The sequence below is a fragment of the Armatimonadota bacterium genome (assembly GCA_013314775.1).
Lineage (GTDB): Bacteria > Armatimonadota > Zipacnadia > Zipacnadales > JABUFB01 > JABUFB01.
This window is the reverse complement of the sequence record JABUFB010000008.1, coordinates 332,093-350,380: the sequence shown is the minus strand read 5'-3', so window position 1 is coordinate 350,380 and position 18,288 is coordinate 332,093. Positions and strand designations below refer to the sequence as shown.

The following is an 18,288-nucleotide window of genomic DNA, read 5'->3' as shown; positions in this document are numbered from 1 at the left end:
GGTGTGCATCACAGTCCCGCAAGCAGTTCGGCAAGTTTCACTTCCCATGCAAACTGCTGGTAACTGTCGACGGACGCCAGGTAACTCTCCTGAGCCCGGACACCCATGGCTCCCGGGTTGTCAGCTGCTGCGATCGGCTGGCTTGCAAGCCAACTGCGGATGGTGTCAATCTTTTGCCCCAACGACTTCGCCACTTCGGGAACGGCGACCGCGCGCTCGACCTCCGCTCTCATGCCCGGCAGGTCGAGGTTGCGCAAGGGGGCCGGCGTGAAATCCGCCGACGCGAGGGCATCACGAGCCGCATCGGATTTCGCGCGAAAGTCATTCAACGCCTGGGCGTTGGGGAAATTGGGGAACTCCCAGAATGCCAGCCTGATGCTACGTGTCTCGGGCGGATAGGTGATCCGCGTGGCCACACCATAGCCGCCCGGCGCGAAGTGTGCTTCCAGGGCCTGCTCGGGGAGGAACATCATGGCGCACGGCCCGGCGCCTTCGCCTTTGGCCACGTCGAAGACTTCATCGTAGTACACACTCCACCAGTTCTCAGCAGCCGGGCCGGATCGGGGCTCGTTTTCCCTCACAAGCAAGGTCGGCGTCTGGATTCGCCGGGCGCCCTCGCGCTTGTGGTGGGCGGTGAAGAAACTGGGGTAACAGCGGGTCTCAACGGACACGGACGTGATCTGCGTCAGCGGGTCAATGGCAATCTCACACTTGAGGTGATCGGCATCGGGTTCGCCCAGGAACCGCACGCGGACGTCCGCTGCCGGGTGATGCCAGACCAGATCAACGATGGCGCGAGGGCCTGCTTCGGAGACGGTCATGCTGCTCAGTGGGACGTTGCCAACGTCGTCGCCGTTGATCCTTACGAACAGAAAGCCACTGTGGTACCAGTTGCAGCTCGTGGGGTACGGCATTCCGATGTAGCCTTCCAGCGGGAAGGCTTTGTCGGGGATTGCAGGGTCGTACCCGGCCTTGTAGGCGATGGCGTACCCATGTTCGCCCAGGTTGAACCGGGCCTCGCGCTCGTGAAGGATCTGCGTCTCATGGCCTTTGTAGGTGGTCAAAGGCCGGGTCCGTTCTGGCCCCAGGGAGACATCCGCGGTCTCCCGCGCCCACAACGGGACGCAAGGCAGCAAAGACAAGATGCAAAGCGCCCACCCGATCCGTGGCGGCTTCATGATGCGCACCATCTCCGCCGTGTCATAGTCTGTGTTTCCGCACCGCACAGCCACCGGCCTGCCTCCAGCTAGGGCGCGGGGAACTGGTACACGTGTACTGCGAGACCCGCGAACTCATCGGTGACCTCGCCATCGCTGACGGTAATCTGCCGGTCCTCGAAGAGCACCGCAGGCCGGCAGTCGGCAGGCAGTGAGCGCGGGCGGAAGGTGACTCGGCACGGCTTATCGTCGCGGTTTACGGCGATGATCAGCGTCGTGTCCGCAGTCCGCTTCTCTCGGAAATGCACCTCGATACCCGCTTCGGGAGTCTCGATCCAGGTGTGATCGGTGCCGTCTGCAACCAGGATCGGCTCCAGCGACTTGATATCCGCAACAACCTGCTTCAGCGCATCCCAGGCCCACGGGACCTGTGCCACGGTCATGTAACGAGGGGACCCCTGGCCCCACCACCACCAGAGCAGGCCACTGCTCTCCTTCGCCACGGCCATGAAGGCGTTGGCGCGCAGGACCCGGGCGTCCGGCTGGAACTTGTCGGGGTCGAATTGAGCGCCCGAATCCGCGAGACCCGTCTGGGCGCGGTCATAGCAATGGAGAATCGCCGCCAGGGGCCAGTCGGGTTTCATGAGGGCGCGGTGCCTGGGAATGCGACTGGCCACGAAGCTCGTGGCGCCATAGACCTGGGTCCAATGGACATCGAATGAGTTCTTGTACTGGCCCACTGGCCCGTCTCCCGCACACGTGACGACCACTGGGTGGAAGGGGTCCAGTGCCTTGATCAGCCGATAGAAGCGCTCCAGCCATTGCGGCGAGACGTATTGGTGTAATAGGTCTGGCTCGTCGTACAGGTACCAGCAGAGCAGTCCCGGGTGGCTCATAAGCGCGCCGACGCGCTCGGCCACAAACTCCTCGTTCCCTGCCTGGAGCATCTTGCGGTCAAGCCCTATGAAGGCCTGCATCCCGTGGGCGTTTGCGGTGTCCAGGTACTCGATGGCTGATGCGAGACTGCCGGCGCCGTCCCAAGTGTAGTTGTGGACGAGGTCGAACCCGGCTTCTTCCATGATCGCCACGTGCTCGGCCAGGACGCCGTACATGCCGAAGGGAAACTTGCGCTGCCCGTCGACCTGGATGCCGTGGTGCGTGGTCCAGACGATCTTCGGCATTGGCTCACACCAGGTCCGGAAGATCGTTCCCGCTCCCACGTTTCCGGCCTCGTCCGTGGCAGTGACCGTGACCTTATTGAGACCCTTTGCCCATGTCTGGGCAGGACGCACTTGCACCGTGACCGAATAATCGCCGCCATCTTTGCGAATCACTTCGCTCCGCGTGATTCGGGCCGGCTCGCCATTGACCGCAGCCTCGATCTTCGCTTCGGTCAGGTCGTGGTCGTCGGTGATAGTCACCTCCGCCGGCAAGTCGGTTCGCTCGAGGTACCCATGCTCCCCAGAAACCAGGGGTTCCGTGCAGTCGCGGTCCAGGGGCGCGGTCTGCACGAAGCTGAAGGAGTGGCTGGTGTCGTCCACCTCGGGGACGCGCACCCGCCAGTGCCATGTGCCGGGCGCCAGCGCTTTTCTCAGCTCGACGGAGGGGCCGTCCGGAGCTGCGACCTCGATGGTCCGGCCTTCGGGAAATGCCGGGTCCTGTGAAAGCTGGACCACGCCGTTGCCGAGAAGCTGGGTTCGCCACGAAAAACGCGGGGTGTTGTCATCCTCCGTCGCGCCGGGAAGGGGCTCCATGAGCATGGTGGAGTACTTCACCGTGGAGAGCTTCACATCATCGAACCACGCCGTGCCGTTGGCCCGCAGACTCAGGAATATGATGGCATAGCCCGCTCCCGCCGGCGCGCGGACAGGATCGGTGGCCACGCGTGTCCAGTCTTTCGTTCCGTAGATGCCTTTCGCGTACGACCCGGAGGCGAACCACTTACCGTTCTTGTCGGCGAACTCCAATATCACGGTTGCCCCCGTGGTGGCCATCCCGCGCTTGGTAGCTGCGGTGACACCCTGCGCCTTGATCCACGTTTCGACCTGGTAGAGGTGTCCGGCGCTGATCGGGACTTGCCGCGTCACGTACGGGTTCTCGTCGGCCTCGGTGCCGTCGAGCTTGATCCTGATTGAAGCAGGCTGCGAGTGGAAGGTCGCTGTATCCACTGCCGCATTCGGGTTGGTGGTCCAGCCCGACATCGGCTGATCCGCGTCGAAGCCCGGATTCTCGAACTCCACGTCAGAATACTCCACCATCCGCTGCCGCAGGAACTCCGCGCGTCCTGCCACCGCATGAGCGGGAGCATCTTCGATACTGAGTTCGATGCTGCGCTCTACCGTGCGGGGCTCGGTTCCCGACGAGCCGATGACCTGCACCAGGAACAGATCTCCGTTCGCCGCGCGGCGGTCCTGAATCTCGAAACCTTCGCAGCGCAGCGTCACGGTGCGCCGGGGCTGCTCAAACTTGAACTCACGGATGCCGAGAATCCTTTCGAAGGGCGTCGGGGCATTGAGTGGCACCTCGAAACCGGCACCATTGAGCCACCCGAAGCAGCGAGTCTCGTCGGTGCAGACCGCTCCGGGCAGAATCTGCAGCGAAAACTCGCTGGGCCCTGCGGCGGTGACAGTGGTGTTGAGTGAGAAAAGCATTTTCTCGGGGGTGAGAGCCAGGGTCAATGTGGCCGCCTGATTGCCCTCGATGGCGCGGGTCCAGGTGGCCGTCGCGCCTTCGACCGTCAACTTCGCCCCACCCATGGCGAAACGCGTGCCTTTCCAGTCCGGGAGGTAACCCGCAAACCGCCCATTGCGCGCAACCATCTCGCCCTGATAGCGGATTTCGTCTGGACCAGTGGCGCCGAGTGTAGCGCTCCAGTCGCCGGCGCGGATGACCTGCTGCGCGGTGGAATCAGCCGGCATCAGCACAATCACGATCAACGCGAAAGTGAGCGCGAGATTGAGTCGGTTCATGGCGGTCCTCCTTCAAAATGCGGGGGCCAGGCTATGCCGGCAGGCGGACTCGTCAGCGCAGCACTGGTTCGGCACCGCTGGAAACATTGCCGTCCGGCGTTACAGACCCAGCAATGTTTCCGCGTTGGTGTGAGTGATCTTCTCGAATGCCTCGCGGGTGATCTTGCCGTTCTCCACTGCCGAGTTCAGATAATCGACCTGCTGCACTTCCTGCCCGGCCTGGCAGATGTCGGTGCCAAACAGGATGCGGTCGCTGAACTCTTCCAGGAACCAGTAGCCGAATTCCGGGTCGCGGCTGATGGCATTGAACCCGCTGCCGGCGGAGATGTCGCACCACAGGTTGTCATAGCGCCGCAGGAGCTCGATGAGTCGTCCCCCCTCGCGCACCGGGCCTTTCGGGTAGCCCATCCAGTCGTCCTCGGTAACGCCACCGTCGATGGCGGTCCAGAAGGCCATCGAGTGCCCGATAAAGGGCAGCTCCGGGAACATTCCCAGCACCTTCTCCAGCTTCGGCAGGCCGAGCTGGTCCACAAGGCCATACATGCCTCTGTCACGGCTTGCGACGTGAAAGATCATGGGCAGTCGCGCCTTCTCGATATGCTTCAGGAGGTTCAGCACTCGGTCGTCATCCCACCACAGATTGGCAGTCATCTCGCCGACCCCCTTGCACCCAAGTTCCTTGTAGTGCTCGAGCACCGGTGTGAAATCCACGTCGGGCCGGTTGTAATGCCAGCGCGGGTCCAGGTTGCAGAAGGGGATGATGCGGTCGCCATAGTTCGCCTGGATGTCCAGCACGTTCTCGGTAGTCTGCAGAATCATTCCGATTTCGTGATGCACCAGAGGCAGAACAACGCCCCGGTCGATCCCCAGGTCGTCCCACATGGATAGAAGCTCTTCGGGGCTAGTCCAGCGGCTGATCGCGCGCTGTCGGGGGTCATTGAGCAGAATGGAATGGGTGTGGATGTCAATGAACATGGGCTGGCTCCCTACCTATGGTTGTCTGATTGGTGGTTGATGCTTCAGGTTATTTCCCTCCGCGCTCACGGGTGTCCTTCGCGAAAAGTTCGGTTCTGGTCAGTCGACCCTCTTTCCGCTACAATCCGCCAAACACCGCGAAGGGAGTCTCCCCAATGGACGAATTGCGCATTGGCATGGTCGGAGCGGGTTTCGCCGCTGATTTTCATGCTCTCGCGTACCACGATGCCAAAGGCGTCGACGCCCGCGTCGTCGCTGTCACCTCCCAGCGCGAGGAGAGCCGCAATGCTTTCGCCTCGAAGTTCAGCGTTCCCCACGTCTGCGCATCCCTCGAGGAGATGCTGGATACCGTAGATGTGGATGTAATCGACCTGTGCGTGCCCACCAACGTTCACCTGCCCATGGCGCAACTCGCGGCGCAGGCGGGCAAGCATGTGGTCGTTGAGAAGCCCCTCACAGGTTATTGCGGCGAACCCGGACAGGCCCCTGACGAGAACATCGGCGACACGATCCCCCGTGCGCACATGATGGACTATGTGATGGGCGCCTGCGACCAAATGGAGAGTGTTCTGCGAGAGACCGGCGTGAAGTTCATGTATGCGGAGAACTGGGTCTACGCACCCGCGGTACAGAAAGCCCGCAGACTCATGGAATCCAGCGGGGGAACGGTGCTGCGCATGGTGGCTGAAGAGTCACACCCCGGGTCCCACGCATCCTACGCCAAGTATTGGCGGCTTGCGGGCGGCGGATCGCTCCTGCGCACCGGCTCCCATCCGGTGGGCGGGGTCTGTTACATGAAGCAGGCGGAGGGGCTCGCGCGCAAGGGCGCTCCGATCCGTCCGGCCCATGTCATGGCCGATACGGGTTTCCTGACGCGGATCGAGTCCTTCGTGGAGGAGCCGCGCAAGTATCTGAAGACAGGGCTTGTAGACTGCGAGGACTTCGGGGTGGTCATCATCACCTTCGAGGATGGCTCCATGGCACAGGTGTGTTCATCCGACGTGGTTCTTGGCGGCATCTACAATCATCTCGACGTATTCCTGAGCACGGGACGAATCCAGTGTCGCATCAACCCCAACGACGCCTGTATGGCATACGGTCCGTCTGAGGACTCCTGGGGCAATGAGTATCTGGCCGAGAAAATCTCCACACGCGCGGGCTGGAACTTCGCTTCGCCGGATGAGCACTGGGCCAGCGGGTATCACCAGGAGATACAGGATTTCGTGGACTGCGTCGTTCACGATCGGGAGCCGCTTTCGGGCTGGATGCTGGCGCGGGACGTGGTGGCGGTGATCTTCGCCGCGTACGTCTCCGCATCCGAGGGCCGACGGGTGGAGGTCCCGAGGTAGCTGCGCCCTGAGCGACGCCATTGGGCGAAGTTGGGTAAGCGGATTCAGAGCCAATGGTCCCGGCGGGATACGGGGAGGAGCACCGGCCCCCTGTCCTTCGTCGGTCGCATCTGCGTGTCTCAATGTTCCAGCCTCAGCAGTACCCCATCACCTGGCTGGAGAATCATTTCCGCGGTACCAGGTCTGGCCGGTGGCACCATGCATTCCCACCGGCCCTTCTCTCGGTCGAACATCATCGCTTGTTCCTGCGGGAATCTCAAGATGGCGTAACTGGGCCGCGTGATGCTCCGGTTCACGATCATCGCCAGTGTCCGGCCCTCGGGGTCCTCGAAAAGCCCGAGGGTCAGTTCCCGCCCTTGGAGTTGCACGGGGCAGTCAGGACCGATCCCCCGGGCGTTCTTGGGCACCGGGTCCGTGTGGACCACGTCCACGGACTGCAGCCGCACCAGTTCCGGCCCCATGGCGCGCATCTCCCGGTTGAGCTGCGCCACGTCCCTGCCGCCTTTGCGCAGCTGTGGCCGGATCTTCCGTCCGCTGCCATGTTCGAAGATCACGTAGCTGTTGAACCAGAGCACTCCCTTGACCCCGTAAGCGAGACTTGTGTACACGCTCTGGCGTAGTTTGGGACCATTGTCCGGCAGGGTGGTCTGTCCCTTTTCGCCCCACTCCCAGCGCTTGTCGGCATTGCCCTCGATCCAGCAGACCAGCGGGATGCCGGCCTTCAACGCCGCGGCGCGGTGAGCCTCGAGACGCCAGATGTGGTTCTCGGTTCCCCACCACCACTGGTAGTAGTCGTAGCTCAGCACCCGAGGCTGCACCTTGGCGATGTAGTCTTCGAGGTTCATCCACGCCATAAGATTCACGTACGCAGGATGTGACGGATCGGCCTCATGCAAGGCCGCCACCTTCTGCCCAATTTCCTCGAACTGCTCCGCCTTGGGCTCATCGTGCACGAAATACCCCCAGATCGCCGGGTCATCGCGCAGCGCGTTGACCTGCTCAGGACTGTAGTCCTTCAGGAGCACCGTCAGCCCGTGCTGCTTGCACAGGTCCAGCGTCTCGGGCGTGGCGAAGACCGTGGTAAACCCGGCTCTGCGGAAGGCCGATGCCTCGATGTCGTCTCCCGGTTGGCCCCAGACGCCGATCAGGAAAGAGTCCATCTCCCACGCTCCGCAGTGGGTGCAGGTAAGGATCACAAGTCCGGTCAGCGCGGCCAAGGTGCGCAGCATGGCAGCCCCTTCTCTGGCGGGTATCGTGTAACGGGGTGACGGCACCCTTGCAGCCTACAATTCCCTCTTCTATTATAGACGGGCGCGGGCCACAAGCGCCATGACTTCCCGGGAGTGCAACCATGACCAGCCTGATCGCGCGGAACGAGGCTTTCCTGCGGAACATCTACGACAAAGGGCCCTTCGAGGGCCACGCGTTCTGCCTGCATGCCGCATCCACTCCCATCCACACTCTTGAGCATGGCGACTACACCCTCTCGGACCGTCCCGTCAGTGAGTGGGTCCCGTGGATCGTGGACAACTACCAGCGACAGGTGGATATGCTGGAAGCCGTTGGCGATGACGCGGTTCCTACCGCTAAGCTTTCCACGGGCACCCACATCTACGCCGCGGCTTTTGGCTGCCCCGTTCACCTTTTCGAAGAGAGCAACCCCGCTGCCCTGCCCCTGGTTCGCACCGCCGAAGAAGCCGACGCGCTTCCGGAGCCGGACATCTGGAAGCAGCCGGTGCTGTACCGGGTCTTCGAACTGGGCGACCTCGTGCGGAAGGAACTGAGGCCCGACTTCTACTTCGGCCCGTGCGATGTCCAGAGTGGCTTCGACACCGCCTGTCTGGTCTGGAACAAACAGGATTTCTTCATGGCGATGATGGACGACGAAGAGTCACTTGCCGCAGAGCGCCTGATCGGGAAGTGCGCGCGGCTCCTGAAGACCTTTCTCGCCGAACTTCGGCGGGAGTTTCCCAACATGAGCCCCTGCCACTGCCCTGCCGCCTGGGCACCTCCGGAACGCGCTCCGTGGTTGAGCAACGACGAGTGCGGTGCGGTCAACAACGAGACCTACCGGCGGTTCGTCCAACCTGAACTGCTGGATCTGGCCGAGACCTTCGGCGGCCTGGGTGTTCACTGCTGTGCCGATGCTGAGCACCAGTTCCCGCTGTTCAAGGAAGTGCCCGGGTTCTACGCCTTCAATCGCGTTCCAGCACGGCGTGGCTGGGACCCGATCCTGGAGCACTTCGGCGGCCCCGATGCGCCAGTGCATGTGATCAGTTGGATCACGGATGCCGATATCCGCCGGCTTATCGACAATGCGCCCGAGGGCACGCGGTTCATCTTTGTGCGTGACGTAACCGACGTGGACCAAGGCCGCAGGTGGCTGGATGACATGCGCGCCCATTGTCCGCGGACGGACCGCGCGGGTGTAGCGGGGTAGGGCAGACGCACCGCCGACCGGGACGGTCGGTCTACGCGGTCCTCTGCGTGGTGCGGGCGTCTCGCCCGCCGCCGTCTGCTGTCTGTTCGGCCCGGTTGTCCTGCCGGACGCGAAGTCTTGTACTGGAGACCGAGACATGACCGACTTCGTCACCGAACCAGAGCGACACATACCCGTCTCGCACGACGTGGATCTGGTGGTCGCTGGCGGCGGAACTGCCGGTGTCGCTGCCGCTGTCTGCGCCGCGCGACTTGGCCTTTCCGTGGTTATGGTGGAGAACTCCGCCACCCCCGGCGGGATGGTGACTCAGGTCACCACGTGGCTCAGCGATTTCGAAAACAAGGGCGGCTTCGCGAGAGAGTTCCTGGAGGAAATCAACCACCGGGGCATCTGCAAGTGGCCGTACTACAATCCCTTTGAAGTTGTCCCTTACTTCGACTCGCTGATTGCCGAAGCGGGGGTGCGCCCGTTGTACCTGTCCGCCGCGGTCGCGCCACTTATGGTCGAGGATGGACAGCTCGGTGGTGTCATCGTCGAATCCAAGAGCGGCCGCCACGCTATCCGCGCAAAGGTGGTCATTGACGCCACCGGGGACGCCGACATTGCAGCCCGCGCCGGTGCAGACTTTCGCTTTGGCAGGCCGTCGGACGGCGCGTGGCAGTCGATCACCCTGTTCCATCTCATCACAAACTACACGGGTGGTTATATCAAGCGCGATGACTTCGCCCGCCTGGCCCAGGAGGCGGGGGAGAAGGCGGGGATCGCGAAGCTCCTGCCCTACGACCGTGCGGACGTGCGCACTCTGCCCGCCACTGCGCACTCGTACTGGTCCGGGCTGTCTCACGTAACGGATCTCAGTCCGCTGGACGCAGAGCAGCTCTCCCAGGCTATCGTCGCTCTGCGGAAGCAGGCCGACACCATTTTCCACGCTCTGCGCGATCATGTGCCCCAGTTCGCGGGCATCGAGTATGGGCATCTGTCGCCGATCCCGGGCATTCGCGAGAGCCGGCGCATCGTCTGTGATGCGAACATTATGCTCGAGGATGTGCGCGCCGGGACCCGCCACGAGGACGGATTGTTCACCGTCACCCAGGCTATCGACATCCACAAATGCCGCGCAGACGAGCCGGCGATTTATGTGGAGAAGGTGCAGCCGTACCATGTGCCGTATCGTGCCTTGCTGCCCGCGGGTCTGGAAGGCATCATCGTCGCCGGGCGCTGCATCGGCGGCGATCATGAGGCCGAGGCGAGTTACCGGATCATCGCCGACTGCTACGCCATGGGCGAGGCTGCCGCGATTGCTGCCCGTATGGCTCTCGACTCCGGCTGCGGTCTACGCGGCTTTCCGGTGTCTGATCTCGTGGGCGAGATGTCCGCGCGAGGTTACCAGCAGTAGCGCTCGAATCCATTCGTCTAGATGACAGGGAGCCCCCCCATGCCCATGTCCGACTCTGACCGCAACGTCCTTCGGGACCTGGCGAAACGCATCGCTGAGATCTCTGCGCTCCCGGTGCAGGCCGAGCGTTTCTCCCAGTGGAAAAGCCTGAACTCCCTGCGTCCAGTGCGCCCCATGCTGCTCATCTACCAGATCCCGTGGCACGAGATGAATGTAAATGATGAGCTGACGCCGCGCTGCGAAGACCCGGGGCTGCACGGTATGGAGATGGGGATGCGCCAGCGCATCTACCAGTGGGAGCATCTTCAGGACGACCAGGTCTTCGACGGCATCGTCTGGTCGGGGCTGGCCATCCGCGACACCGGGTTCGGCATCTCCGAGGACGCTGACGTCACCACTGAGAGCGGCCTCGCCAGCCGGCATTTTCATGAGCAGTTCCACAGTCTCGAGGATGTTATGGAGATCCAGATCCCGGAGGTGTACCACGACGAGGAGGCTACCGAACGGGGCTTTGAGTACCTGTCCGATCTGTTCGGAGACATCATGCCCGTACGCAAACGGGGCATCACCCACATGTGGTTCGCGCCCTGGGACCTGCTCATTACCTGGTATGGCGTGGAACGCGCCATGCTGGACATGGTGCTGAATCCGGACCTGGTGAACGCCTGCATGGAGCGCCTGGTGGACGGGCACCTGGCGCGATTGGCCCGCTGGCAGGAACTGAATCTGCTGTCGCTTCCCAGTGCAAACGACCGGGCGGGTTCAGGCGGCCTGAGCGCGACTGATGAACTGCCCCCGCCGGACTGCAACCCGGACAAGGTGCGCCCGTGCGACCTGTGGGGTTGCGCAACGCCCCAGATCTTTTCAGAGATCTCGCCCGAAATGCACTGGGAGTTCGCCCTGCGCCACGAGATGCGCTGGCTCACGCACTGGGGACTGACCTACTACGGTTGCTGCGAGCCCCTGCACACGAAGATGGACCTGTTGCGGCAGATACCCAACCTGCGCAAGGTGTCGGTCAGCCCCAAATGTGACAAGGTCTCGATGGCCCGGCAACTGGGGCGCGATTACGTGGCCTCGCTCAAACCGAATCCGGCGATCCTGGCGATGACCACCTGGGACCCGGAAGTCGCGCGGCGAGAGCTACGACGGGAACTGGAGCAGCTGCAGGGGTGCGTGGTGGAGATCGTTCTGAAAGACATTAGCACGGTCATGCGACAGCCGCAGCGTCTGTGGGAATGGGCGCAGATCGCCCGGGAGCTGGCCGAAGAGTTTGCGAGCTGACGGCCTCAGGCACCCAGGTCGCGCAACAGGCTCATCCCGCGCACGTAGTCGTCCGGTTCGGTGACGCCGGGGGCCAGTTCCAGGCAGAGCATGCCCTGATACTCGATCTCCCGCAGCGCGGTCACCAGTTCGAGAAAGTCAATGTGCCCGGCCCCCAGGGCGATGTGGTCCCGCGCGCCGTCAAAGTCGTGAACATGCACATGGATCAGCTTCGGCCCAAGCACCCGGATCAACCCACCAATGGTGCCGAAGCCGCGATACCCCGCGCCGTCGTCCATCGACACGTGGCCCACGTCGAGGGTGATGCCCACCGGCCCTTCGGCTTCGAGGACCAAGTCGTAGTTCGCGGTCAATTCGAACCCCACTGAGGTGCCGATCTCTACTGCCAGGAGCCCCAGTTCATCAACGGATCGCGCAAGCGCCTGCCTGCGAACCTCAAGGGGCGCGTCGGAATGGGTCTGGCCCTCATGCACCGTGACCACAGGCGCCCCGAGCTCCGCCGCCAGTTCGAGCGATCCCCGGAGCGTCTCCACCGAGGCCCGGCGCACCAGTTCATTCGGGCTACACAGGCTCACGTCGTAGTTGTCAAACTCCGCGTGAATGCTTACCTCAGCGAAGCCTGCGACCGCTTTCCGCAGTTTCGCTCGATCCTCAGTCGTCGCAGTGCGCACGTCGAAGCTCGCCCACGCGCCCCTGAAGGCGGGTGCCGTATGGAAGGCAACACCCTCCATCCCGTGATCGCGGAACCACCGGATCTGCTCGAAAAAGCCCACTTCGTCGCCCAGTCGCCAGACCATGCCGCCGATGATCATCGGTGCCCTCGCGTTCCCGTGCTTATTCCTCGGGTGAAGGGGATGGCTGGTCCAGGTTCCCCTCCACAAGTACCTTGCTCTCGGCTTCAGGACTGCATTCGACTGCCCGGTTGCCGTGCGCGTCGATGAGGTTTCCCCGGATCACGCCGCCCACAATACCGGGACCAATGTGCACGCCGACCCCGGCCGCTTCGATGTGGTTGTCGCCCAGGACCAGCCTCCCACCTTCGAAAGACACCGCGGGGGCATCGAAGCCGTCCATGTTCCGCAGGATGCTGCAACCAGTGATGACCACATGGTCCGCATCCCGGACAACCACCGACGGCGCGCCGTTCGATTTCAGTTCCGCGCCGGTCACCCGCACCCGCGATTTTCCGTCCACCACGAGGCTCTCCTGGTGCTCCCAGTAGGTGCCGCCGGTGATGCTGACAGTGTGCTCGCCGCGGATCACGATGCCCTGGGGGCAGAAGTCTGTGGAGCACCCGGTGAGGCAGCCCCAGGTGCCGCCCTCGATCTCGCAGCCTTCGATCTTGTCTTCCAGCAGGAACCCGTATCGCATGGCGAAGGCAAAACAGTCGGTGACGCGGATCAGATCATTCTTACCGAGATGGAACGCGATGCCCTTCTCCATGCCGCGCTTTGTCAGCCCGGCGTTCCAGACCTCGATGTTCCGCAAGGCGGGCACATCCCATGTCCCCGTCACCCGCACGCCCACGTTCCGGGGCGATACGATGAACACGTTCTCGATGTTCAGCCGGCCCACATTGCTCTTGCCGTCGGTGATGATCCCGTCCCACGGGTAGCGAATGCGACAATTGCGCACATATGCACCGATGCCCGAGATGAGTATGGCCGCGGGTCCGGTCTCCCAGTCATCTTTGGGTGAACAGGTGATGTCGATGCCCTGCAGCGACCCTCCCGCCCCGAGATGGAAGGCCGGGCCGTCGGTGTGAGTGGGGATAATCGCCGGGAGCGCGTTGATGTCCGCCGGCCACGCACCCACTGTCGGCCCGGTGATTCCGATGTTCTCCAGGGCGATGGTTGCGGAGATGCGATAGGAGCCACGCGGCACATACACATGGCGGCCGGAGTCCCTCCCGGCGGCTACAGCATTGAGGAAGGCCTGGGTATCGTCAGCCTGGCCGTCGCCAATTGCGCCGAACTCGCGCACATTGAGAAGGTCGGTCTGAGCGAAGGACGCGGCTGAGAGCAAAGCGCAGAGCAGAGCGGTCAGGGGTTTCATCATCGTGGCTCCTGTGTCTTGAAAATGACATGTGCAGTGATAGGCCGGTGGTCGGGAGCGTCCGCGACATTTCCCCAATCGAAGTCACCCTCCACCTGTACGATCCCGGATTCGATGTGCAAGAAGCGTTCGGGCTGAGTGCAGAAAGCGAAGTCCACCACGCTGTCGTGCCGGCTGTTCTGGGTTTTCACGAGCGCGGGGGGCCTGATCCAGACGAATACGCCGTCAAGCGTGAGGAGATCCACCCGGCGTCGTGTTCGGCTTCCCCGTTCTGCACGCGCCAGTCGAATGCGATTCCCCTCCATGCTGACATTTCTTGCGTGCATCTACCGCCACACCCGCTCATTCCGGTAGCCAAGCTCCGGCGTGAGAACCTGGCACTGGGCCACCTGTCCCACGGTGTCTCCCGTGAGTTGCCAGACGATGCGCTGGTCTGGGGTCACTTCGAGGATGTGGGCGCCGATCAGGTCGCCTTCATCCCGGGTATTCCAGTTGCACACGATGGTGTTTCCGTTTTCCAGTCGCTGCATACCCGCAAGAGTGCCAACGTTGATGTCCGCGAGGTCATTGGGCGACAGCTCCCAACAGACCGCGCCGTTCGCGTCATATTCAGTGACCGCGCCACCGGCGGTGATGAGGGTGTGCCCGTCATCCAGCCGCACCGCGGAGACCGGCATGGGCCTTCGGGGGAACTCGCGGATGACCTTGCCGTCGCGGTCCAATTCGCGAACCGCACCCTCGGCGGTGAAGGGCACGAGATACGTCCCCTGCGGGGTCTTACGGCAGAAGCGGAACTGCGCGTGCGGTTCCCTGACCGACGTGGACAGCTTCACTTCGTGGGTAATCTTGCCGGTGCGGTCTATCTCGATCAGGCGACATTCGCCCACGATGCCGATGAGCACCCTACCGTCGGGCAGGGGCTGACAGTTGGGAATCTCATTGGGGGGATCGGTCTTGTACTCCCAGACGGTGCGTCCTTCCCTGTCCACCTCGCGCACGCCGTGGGTCCACGCGACGAGAACATTGCCGTCTGGAAGCATCCACACGTCCTGCGGGTGGGGAATACTGTATTCCCAGCGAACCAACCCGGCAGCGTCGAGGATCACCACGCGATCATGCGCGTGTTCTGAAAGCAGAAGCGGGTGTGGGCCGTACATATTCTCATGCCAAAAGTTCCGTTTCAGCGGCCTGCCGCGGCCCTCGACGCCCAGAATGTTTAGTGGATCCACGTCCAACCCCGGCCAGACCAGTTCGCCCCGCAGTTGCGCGGCTTCCCGTGTGTATGCGCCCAGGCGGAGGGAATTGGAGTCCAGCCACAGGTTCACCGTGCGCCGGTCTCGTTCAGAGACGACCTTCCGGTGCTCTTCGCCCAGCAATGCCTGCCCGATCTTGGAGGCTCTCGCGCCGAAGCGGCCGGGGATCGTGCGCGACCCGCCATGCACGCCGCTGTACGCATTGGCCATGTCGGTGTACATGGCACCGGAGAACCAGAATGTGTAATCCTCCCGCAGGGCCTCGTAGCTCATATCCTGCGGGCCCTTGCCCTGGGCCTGGTGGCATTTCAGGCAGGTGTTTTCGAAGATCGGCTTGATCTGCCGGTAATAGCTGATGGGCTCGATGGGATCGATCTCCGGCTGCAGTTGCGAAGGCTCTCTCAAGAGCGCAATGGGTTTGTTCGCCACTCTCGGGGCGGTCTCTTTTGGCTCATGGCAACCCACGCAACTCAGTTGCTCGCCGGGATGCACGAAGGCCACCGAACGCATGGACTGCACCGCCATGTAGTTCTCGTCCAGCGCCTGGAAGATGAGTTCCTTCGCCACCGGCGCTTCGAAGTACGCGCTCCCGTCCTCCTCGACCGGCACAATCCCCAGCGGGATGCGCGGCGTGTTCTCGCGCTCGTAGCCGATCATCGGTTCGCCCATGGCGTGGTTCTCTTTGAGGATGTTCTGCGTGACCCGCAGCCACTTGATCTTCGTGCCCGGCGGGAAGGGCAGGTCGGAATCGTAGACATTCATCACCGCGACCGTAGCCTTCGGGGCATCCTCAGCCGCGGATTCGCCCTGTCGGGTGCGCGGGGGCATGACAGGCGGCAGCGGTCGTGGCTTCACGGGAATTGGCTCGACTATTCGCAGGCGCTCATCCTGCGGGCATGGGAGGGCTGCTAACTCGCAGAGAAGTTCGGTATTCCCGAAACGATCCACCAGCGCCAGGTCTTCCCACACATTGCACAGGTAGAAATCCTCACTGAGCGGCCAGGGGGTACCGTATTTGTAATGCCGTCGACCAGGAACCTCAGTCTCGGGAAAATGCTCGTCTGGCGTGACACGGCGCACCTGGGACATGTGTCCGTCGTCTTCGACCCGCAGATCCAGCATCGCAAGGGACCCATATACTTCGCCGTGGTGGGGTGCGGCGGTGCAGATGTACTTGTGCGAGCCAGGCACCGCGCGAATGCCCATCTCCACCAGCGGCGCGCCCATTCTGCTGTCGAACTCGCGCCCATTGGGGTAGACGCCCCAGGGCTTGTGATCCGGGAAAGTGTGGTACGGGTGAGGGTAATTGCCGTGGAGTGCGCGCGGGTCGGTGCCATCCGGGTTGCTGATCCAGATGCGGGTGCCCAGGCAGTTCTCGCGGTCAGTGTAGTCCCAGCGCGTGAACACCAGGCGCCCGTCGTTGTCCACCGAGGGGTTCCATTCGGCGGTCTCGTAGTAGCTCAGCGGCACAATGTTGGTTCCGTCGGCCTTCATGGAAAACAGCGTGTAGTTGCGGACCTTGAGATACGCCGCGAAACACCGGATGTGCCCGCCGCGCCGCTCGGAGATAAAGGCGATGCGTCCATTGGGTAACCAGCACGGGTCGAAATCGCTATACGGCCCGTCGGTGAGTTGCGTCAGTTCGCTCCCATCGATGTTCACCCGAAACAGGTGCCAGGCGGTCTTGCGCGAGTACGTCCAGCGATGCTCGGAGTTCTCGGTCCAGGCGAAAACCACGGTTTTCCCGTCGTATGACAGGTCGGGTGTCGCGAAGGCCCCGCGGTCGAGCTTGCGGCCCCTGAGGCGTCCGTTCTGGACCACGGAGTTTTCCAGGATGTTGACCGCGACCGGCTTATCCCGAAAGTTCCTGATGATGAACAATCCGCCGCCGGGCAGGGCATTGAAGCCGAAATACTGTGTGGAGAAATGTCCGCCCTGGTAATCCGCATTTGCCGGGTTCGAGCGTACTGAGCCCGCGAAGGTCCCCCGGGCAACGCAGAGGATGTCGTCGAAATCCAGCAACGGGTTGAGCAGAGAGGCCTTGCGCCGCAGGGCACAGGCAGCCAGATAGTATGGACCCACAGTGACCACATCCTCGTGGCTGGGCTCTCCATTCCAGGCTGCCTTGAGTACTGCCAGGTCCGCCGCCACAGGTTCGAGTTGCTCCCCCGCGCCTAAGTCGCGCAGACGGGTGATGAGCGCCGATGTGCGGCGCAGAGCCGTCCCCACGGGCCCGCCATCGTCCTCCCAGATCAGCGCGTGCGGGTCGAAAACTTGCTCGCGCACGGCCTGTGGATCGGCGGCGGATGGTCGAGAATCCGCATAGTCTCTCTGCCCGTATCCGGAAAGTTCCCGGTTCCACGCGCGCAGGACATTGTCCCGAATCGCCGGGCAGTCCACAGACTGCAGGCTCAGCCGGGCTGTGATGCCCTCCAGCGCGTGCCTCAGCGGCGCAGCGTCTTCAGGCGCAGGGAGGGGCTGCAGATTGGTGGGCATACCGCCCGGGATGCGCTGCTGGCCGGTGTAGACCCAGGCTGTGTCACGTTTGAGAGCAGCATCGTTCCCCAAAGGTGACTGGTCTTTGAACTTGCCGTCAACAGGGGTAGCGAAGACCCACACGCCGACATGATCCGGACCGGCAGGCATATTGACGCCGGAGGGCTCCACTGGGCCCTTCAGCGGCACCTGGGCCCCTCTGAGGATACTGAGTGAGCCGATGCGGCCCCAGCAGGACAACTCGCCGGTCACTAACGCACCCACCGCAAGTCCGCCCGGGATGCCCTCCTTCTCCAGGGCCGTAACCGTCTGGTCTGCTTTCATCTCGCCGTCCACGTACAACCGGACCCGGCGCTCTTCCATGATCATCCCGATCCGGTGCCATTTACCATCCACGATGTCAGTGTTCGCGCGAACATGGTCCGGCCTGCGACCAGGCAGATAGGCGGTGAAAATGCCGTCTCGGGGCGTGGTGAAAAGCTCCCAGTGGGTGGCCGAGGCCTTGGTCTCATTGGCCACGAGGATGTTGTAAGATTGCTTGTCCGTGAGCCGTGCCATGCATTCAACGGTTATCGGCGGCTTGCAGTACTCGGGCCTTCCCGCGATGATCGCGGACTCCCGGGGGCAGTCAAGGCCGAAGTGTGGGTTGTCCATTGCCGCCACAGCCGCGGGGATGATCAGGGCCGCAAGCAGGCCAGGGCGCACAACGCGCAGAGACATGACTCGCATCCTCCGTTGCAGGGCTGACGTCATCGGCAGACGCCGCTTCACAGTGGTGTGCTCCCAGGGCACAACTGCTCTGCGGCAACCGCAGGCGGTTGCAGGTGCGGAAAGCAGTGGCACACTCTTTGCGGAGGCCCCTTCGCCCGCGCCGCCTTTTCCTCCTGCCTTCATCAGCGCCCGTGCTACAATGC

At 62.9% G+C, this 18,288-nt stretch carries 12 protein-coding genes; 4 read left to right on the top strand and 8 right to left on the bottom strand.

Features of this window, described 5'->3' with window-relative positions:
* Positions 1 to 8: 8 nt before the first annotated feature.
* The 3 genes from HPY44_08850 to HPY44_08840 all read right to left on the bottom strand — a co-directional run bounded on the left by HPY44_08850 (position 9) and on the right by HPY44_08840 (position 5,101).
* Positions 9 to 1,232, bottom strand: coding sequence for a hypothetical protein (locus tag HPY44_08850; protein NSW56109.1), 1,224 nt, complete (start codon positions 1,230 to 1,232; stop codon positions 9 to 11).
* A 14-nt stretch (positions 1,233 to 1,246) separates the two neighbouring features.
* Positions 1,247 to 4,126, bottom strand: a complete 2,880-nt coding sequence (locus tag HPY44_08845) for a hypothetical protein (GenBank protein ID NSW56108.1) — start codon at positions 4,124 to 4,126, stop codon at positions 1,247 to 1,249.
* 99 nt (positions 4,127 to 4,225) lie between these two features.
* Positions 4,226 to 5,101: an amidohydrolase family protein gene (locus HPY44_08840; protein ID NSW56107.1), complete on the bottom strand. Its 876-nt coding sequence runs from the start codon at positions 5,099 to 5,101 to the stop codon at positions 4,226 to 4,228.
* A 155-nt stretch (positions 5,102 to 5,256) separates the two neighbouring features.
* On the opposite strand from HPY44_08840, the gene HPY44_08835 reads away from it, so the two are divergent.
* Complete coding sequence (locus tag HPY44_08835; protein ID NSW56106.1) at positions 5,257 to 6,450, top strand: Gfo/Idh/MocA family oxidoreductase; 1,194 nt, start codon at positions 5,257 to 5,259, stop codon at positions 6,448 to 6,450.
* A 119-nt stretch (positions 6,451 to 6,569) separates the two neighbouring features.
* On the opposite strand, the gene HPY44_08830 is transcribed toward HPY44_08835, so the two are convergent.
* Positions 6,570 to 7,679, bottom strand: coding sequence for a hypothetical protein (locus HPY44_08830; GenBank protein ID NSW56105.1), 1,110 nt, complete (start codon positions 7,677 to 7,679; stop codon positions 6,570 to 6,572).
* Between the two features lie 122 nt (positions 7,680 to 7,801).
* On the opposite strand from HPY44_08830, the gene HPY44_08825 reads away from it, so the two are divergent.
* The 3 genes from HPY44_08825 to HPY44_08815 all read left to right on the top strand — a co-directional run bounded on the left by HPY44_08825 (position 7,802) and on the right by HPY44_08815 (position 11,570).
* Positions 7,802 to 8,890: a hypothetical protein gene (locus tag HPY44_08825; GenBank protein ID NSW56104.1), complete on the top strand. Its 1,089-nt coding sequence runs from the start codon at positions 7,802 to 7,804 to the stop codon at positions 8,888 to 8,890.
* 136 nt (positions 8,891 to 9,026) lie between these two features.
* Positions 9,027 to 10,286: an FAD-dependent oxidoreductase gene (locus HPY44_08820; protein ID NSW56103.1), complete on the top strand. Its 1,260-nt coding sequence runs from the start codon at positions 9,027 to 9,029 to the stop codon at positions 10,284 to 10,286.
* A 39-nt stretch (positions 10,287 to 10,325) separates the two neighbouring features.
* Complete coding sequence (locus HPY44_08815; GenBank protein ID NSW56102.1) at positions 10,326 to 11,570, top strand: hypothetical protein; 1,245 nt, start codon at positions 10,326 to 10,328, stop codon at positions 11,568 to 11,570.
* Between the two features lie 5 nt (positions 11,571 to 11,575).
* Here HPY44_08815 and HPY44_08810 read toward each other — a convergent pair whose 3' ends face one another.
* From HPY44_08810 to HPY44_08795, 4 genes are all read right to left on the bottom strand, one after another.
* Positions 11,576 to 12,382 carry a sugar phosphate isomerase/epimerase gene (locus HPY44_08810; protein ID NSW56101.1) on the bottom strand — a complete coding sequence of 269 codons (807 nt, stop codon included), beginning with the start codon at positions 12,380 to 12,382 and terminating at the stop codon, positions 11,576 to 11,578.
* A 22-nt stretch (positions 12,383 to 12,404) separates the two neighbouring features.
* Positions 12,405 to 13,625 (bottom strand): right-handed parallel beta-helix repeat-containing protein, encoded by a 1,221-nt coding sequence (locus HPY44_08805; GenBank protein NSW56100.1) that lies wholly within the window; start codon positions 13,623 to 13,625, stop codon positions 12,405 to 12,407.
* A complete protein-coding gene (locus HPY44_08800) occupies positions 13,625 to 13,870 on the bottom strand; it encodes a hypothetical protein (protein NSW56099.1) in 246 nt (81 codons plus the stop codon). The genes HPY44_08805 and HPY44_08800 overlap by 1 nt, the downstream gene beginning before the upstream one ends.
* Before the next feature lie 81 nt (positions 13,871 to 13,951).
* Positions 13,952 to 18,094: a PD40 domain-containing protein gene (locus HPY44_08795; protein NSW56098.1), complete on the bottom strand. Its 4,143-nt coding sequence runs from the start codon at positions 18,092 to 18,094 to the stop codon at positions 13,952 to 13,954.
* Positions 18,095 to 18,288: the final 194 nt, after the last annotated feature.

Bases quoted from the DNA above. Each gene is read 5' to 3' on its own strand.
- HPY44_08810 (NSW56101.1), bottom strand. From the start codon at position 12,382: ATGATCATCGGCGGCATGGTCTGGCGACTGGGCGACGAAGTGGGCTTT.
- HPY44_08795 (NSW56098.1), bottom strand. From the start codon at position 18,094: ATGTCTCTGCGCGTTGTGCGCCCTGGCCTGCTTGCGGCCCTGATCATC.
- HPY44_08830 (NSW56105.1), bottom strand. From the start codon at position 7,679: ATGCTGCGCACCTTGGCCGCGCTGACCGGACTTGTGATCCTTACCTGC.
- HPY44_08845 (NSW56108.1), bottom strand. From the start codon at position 4,126: ATGAACCGACTCAATCTCGCGCTCACTTTCGCGTTGATCGTGATTGTG.
- HPY44_08840 (NSW56107.1), bottom strand. From the start codon at position 5,101: ATGTTCATTGACATCCACACCCATTCCATTCTGCTCAATGACCCCCGA.
- HPY44_08805 (NSW56100.1), bottom strand. From the start codon at position 13,625: ATGAAACCCCTGACCGCTCTGCTCTGCGCTTTGCTCTCAGCCGCGTCC.
- HPY44_08825 (NSW56104.1), top strand. From the start codon at position 7,802: ATGACCAGCCTGATCGCGCGGAACGAGGCTTTCCTGCGGAACATCTAC.
- HPY44_08820 (NSW56103.1), top strand. From the start codon at position 9,027: ATGACCGACTTCGTCACCGAACCAGAGCGACACATACCCGTCTCGCAC.
- HPY44_08815 (NSW56102.1), top strand. From the start codon at position 10,326: ATGCCCATGTCCGACTCTGACCGCAACGTCCTTCGGGACCTGGCGAAA.
- HPY44_08835 (NSW56106.1), top strand. From the start codon at position 5,257: ATGGACGAATTGCGCATTGGCATGGTCGGAGCGGGTTTCGCCGCTGAT.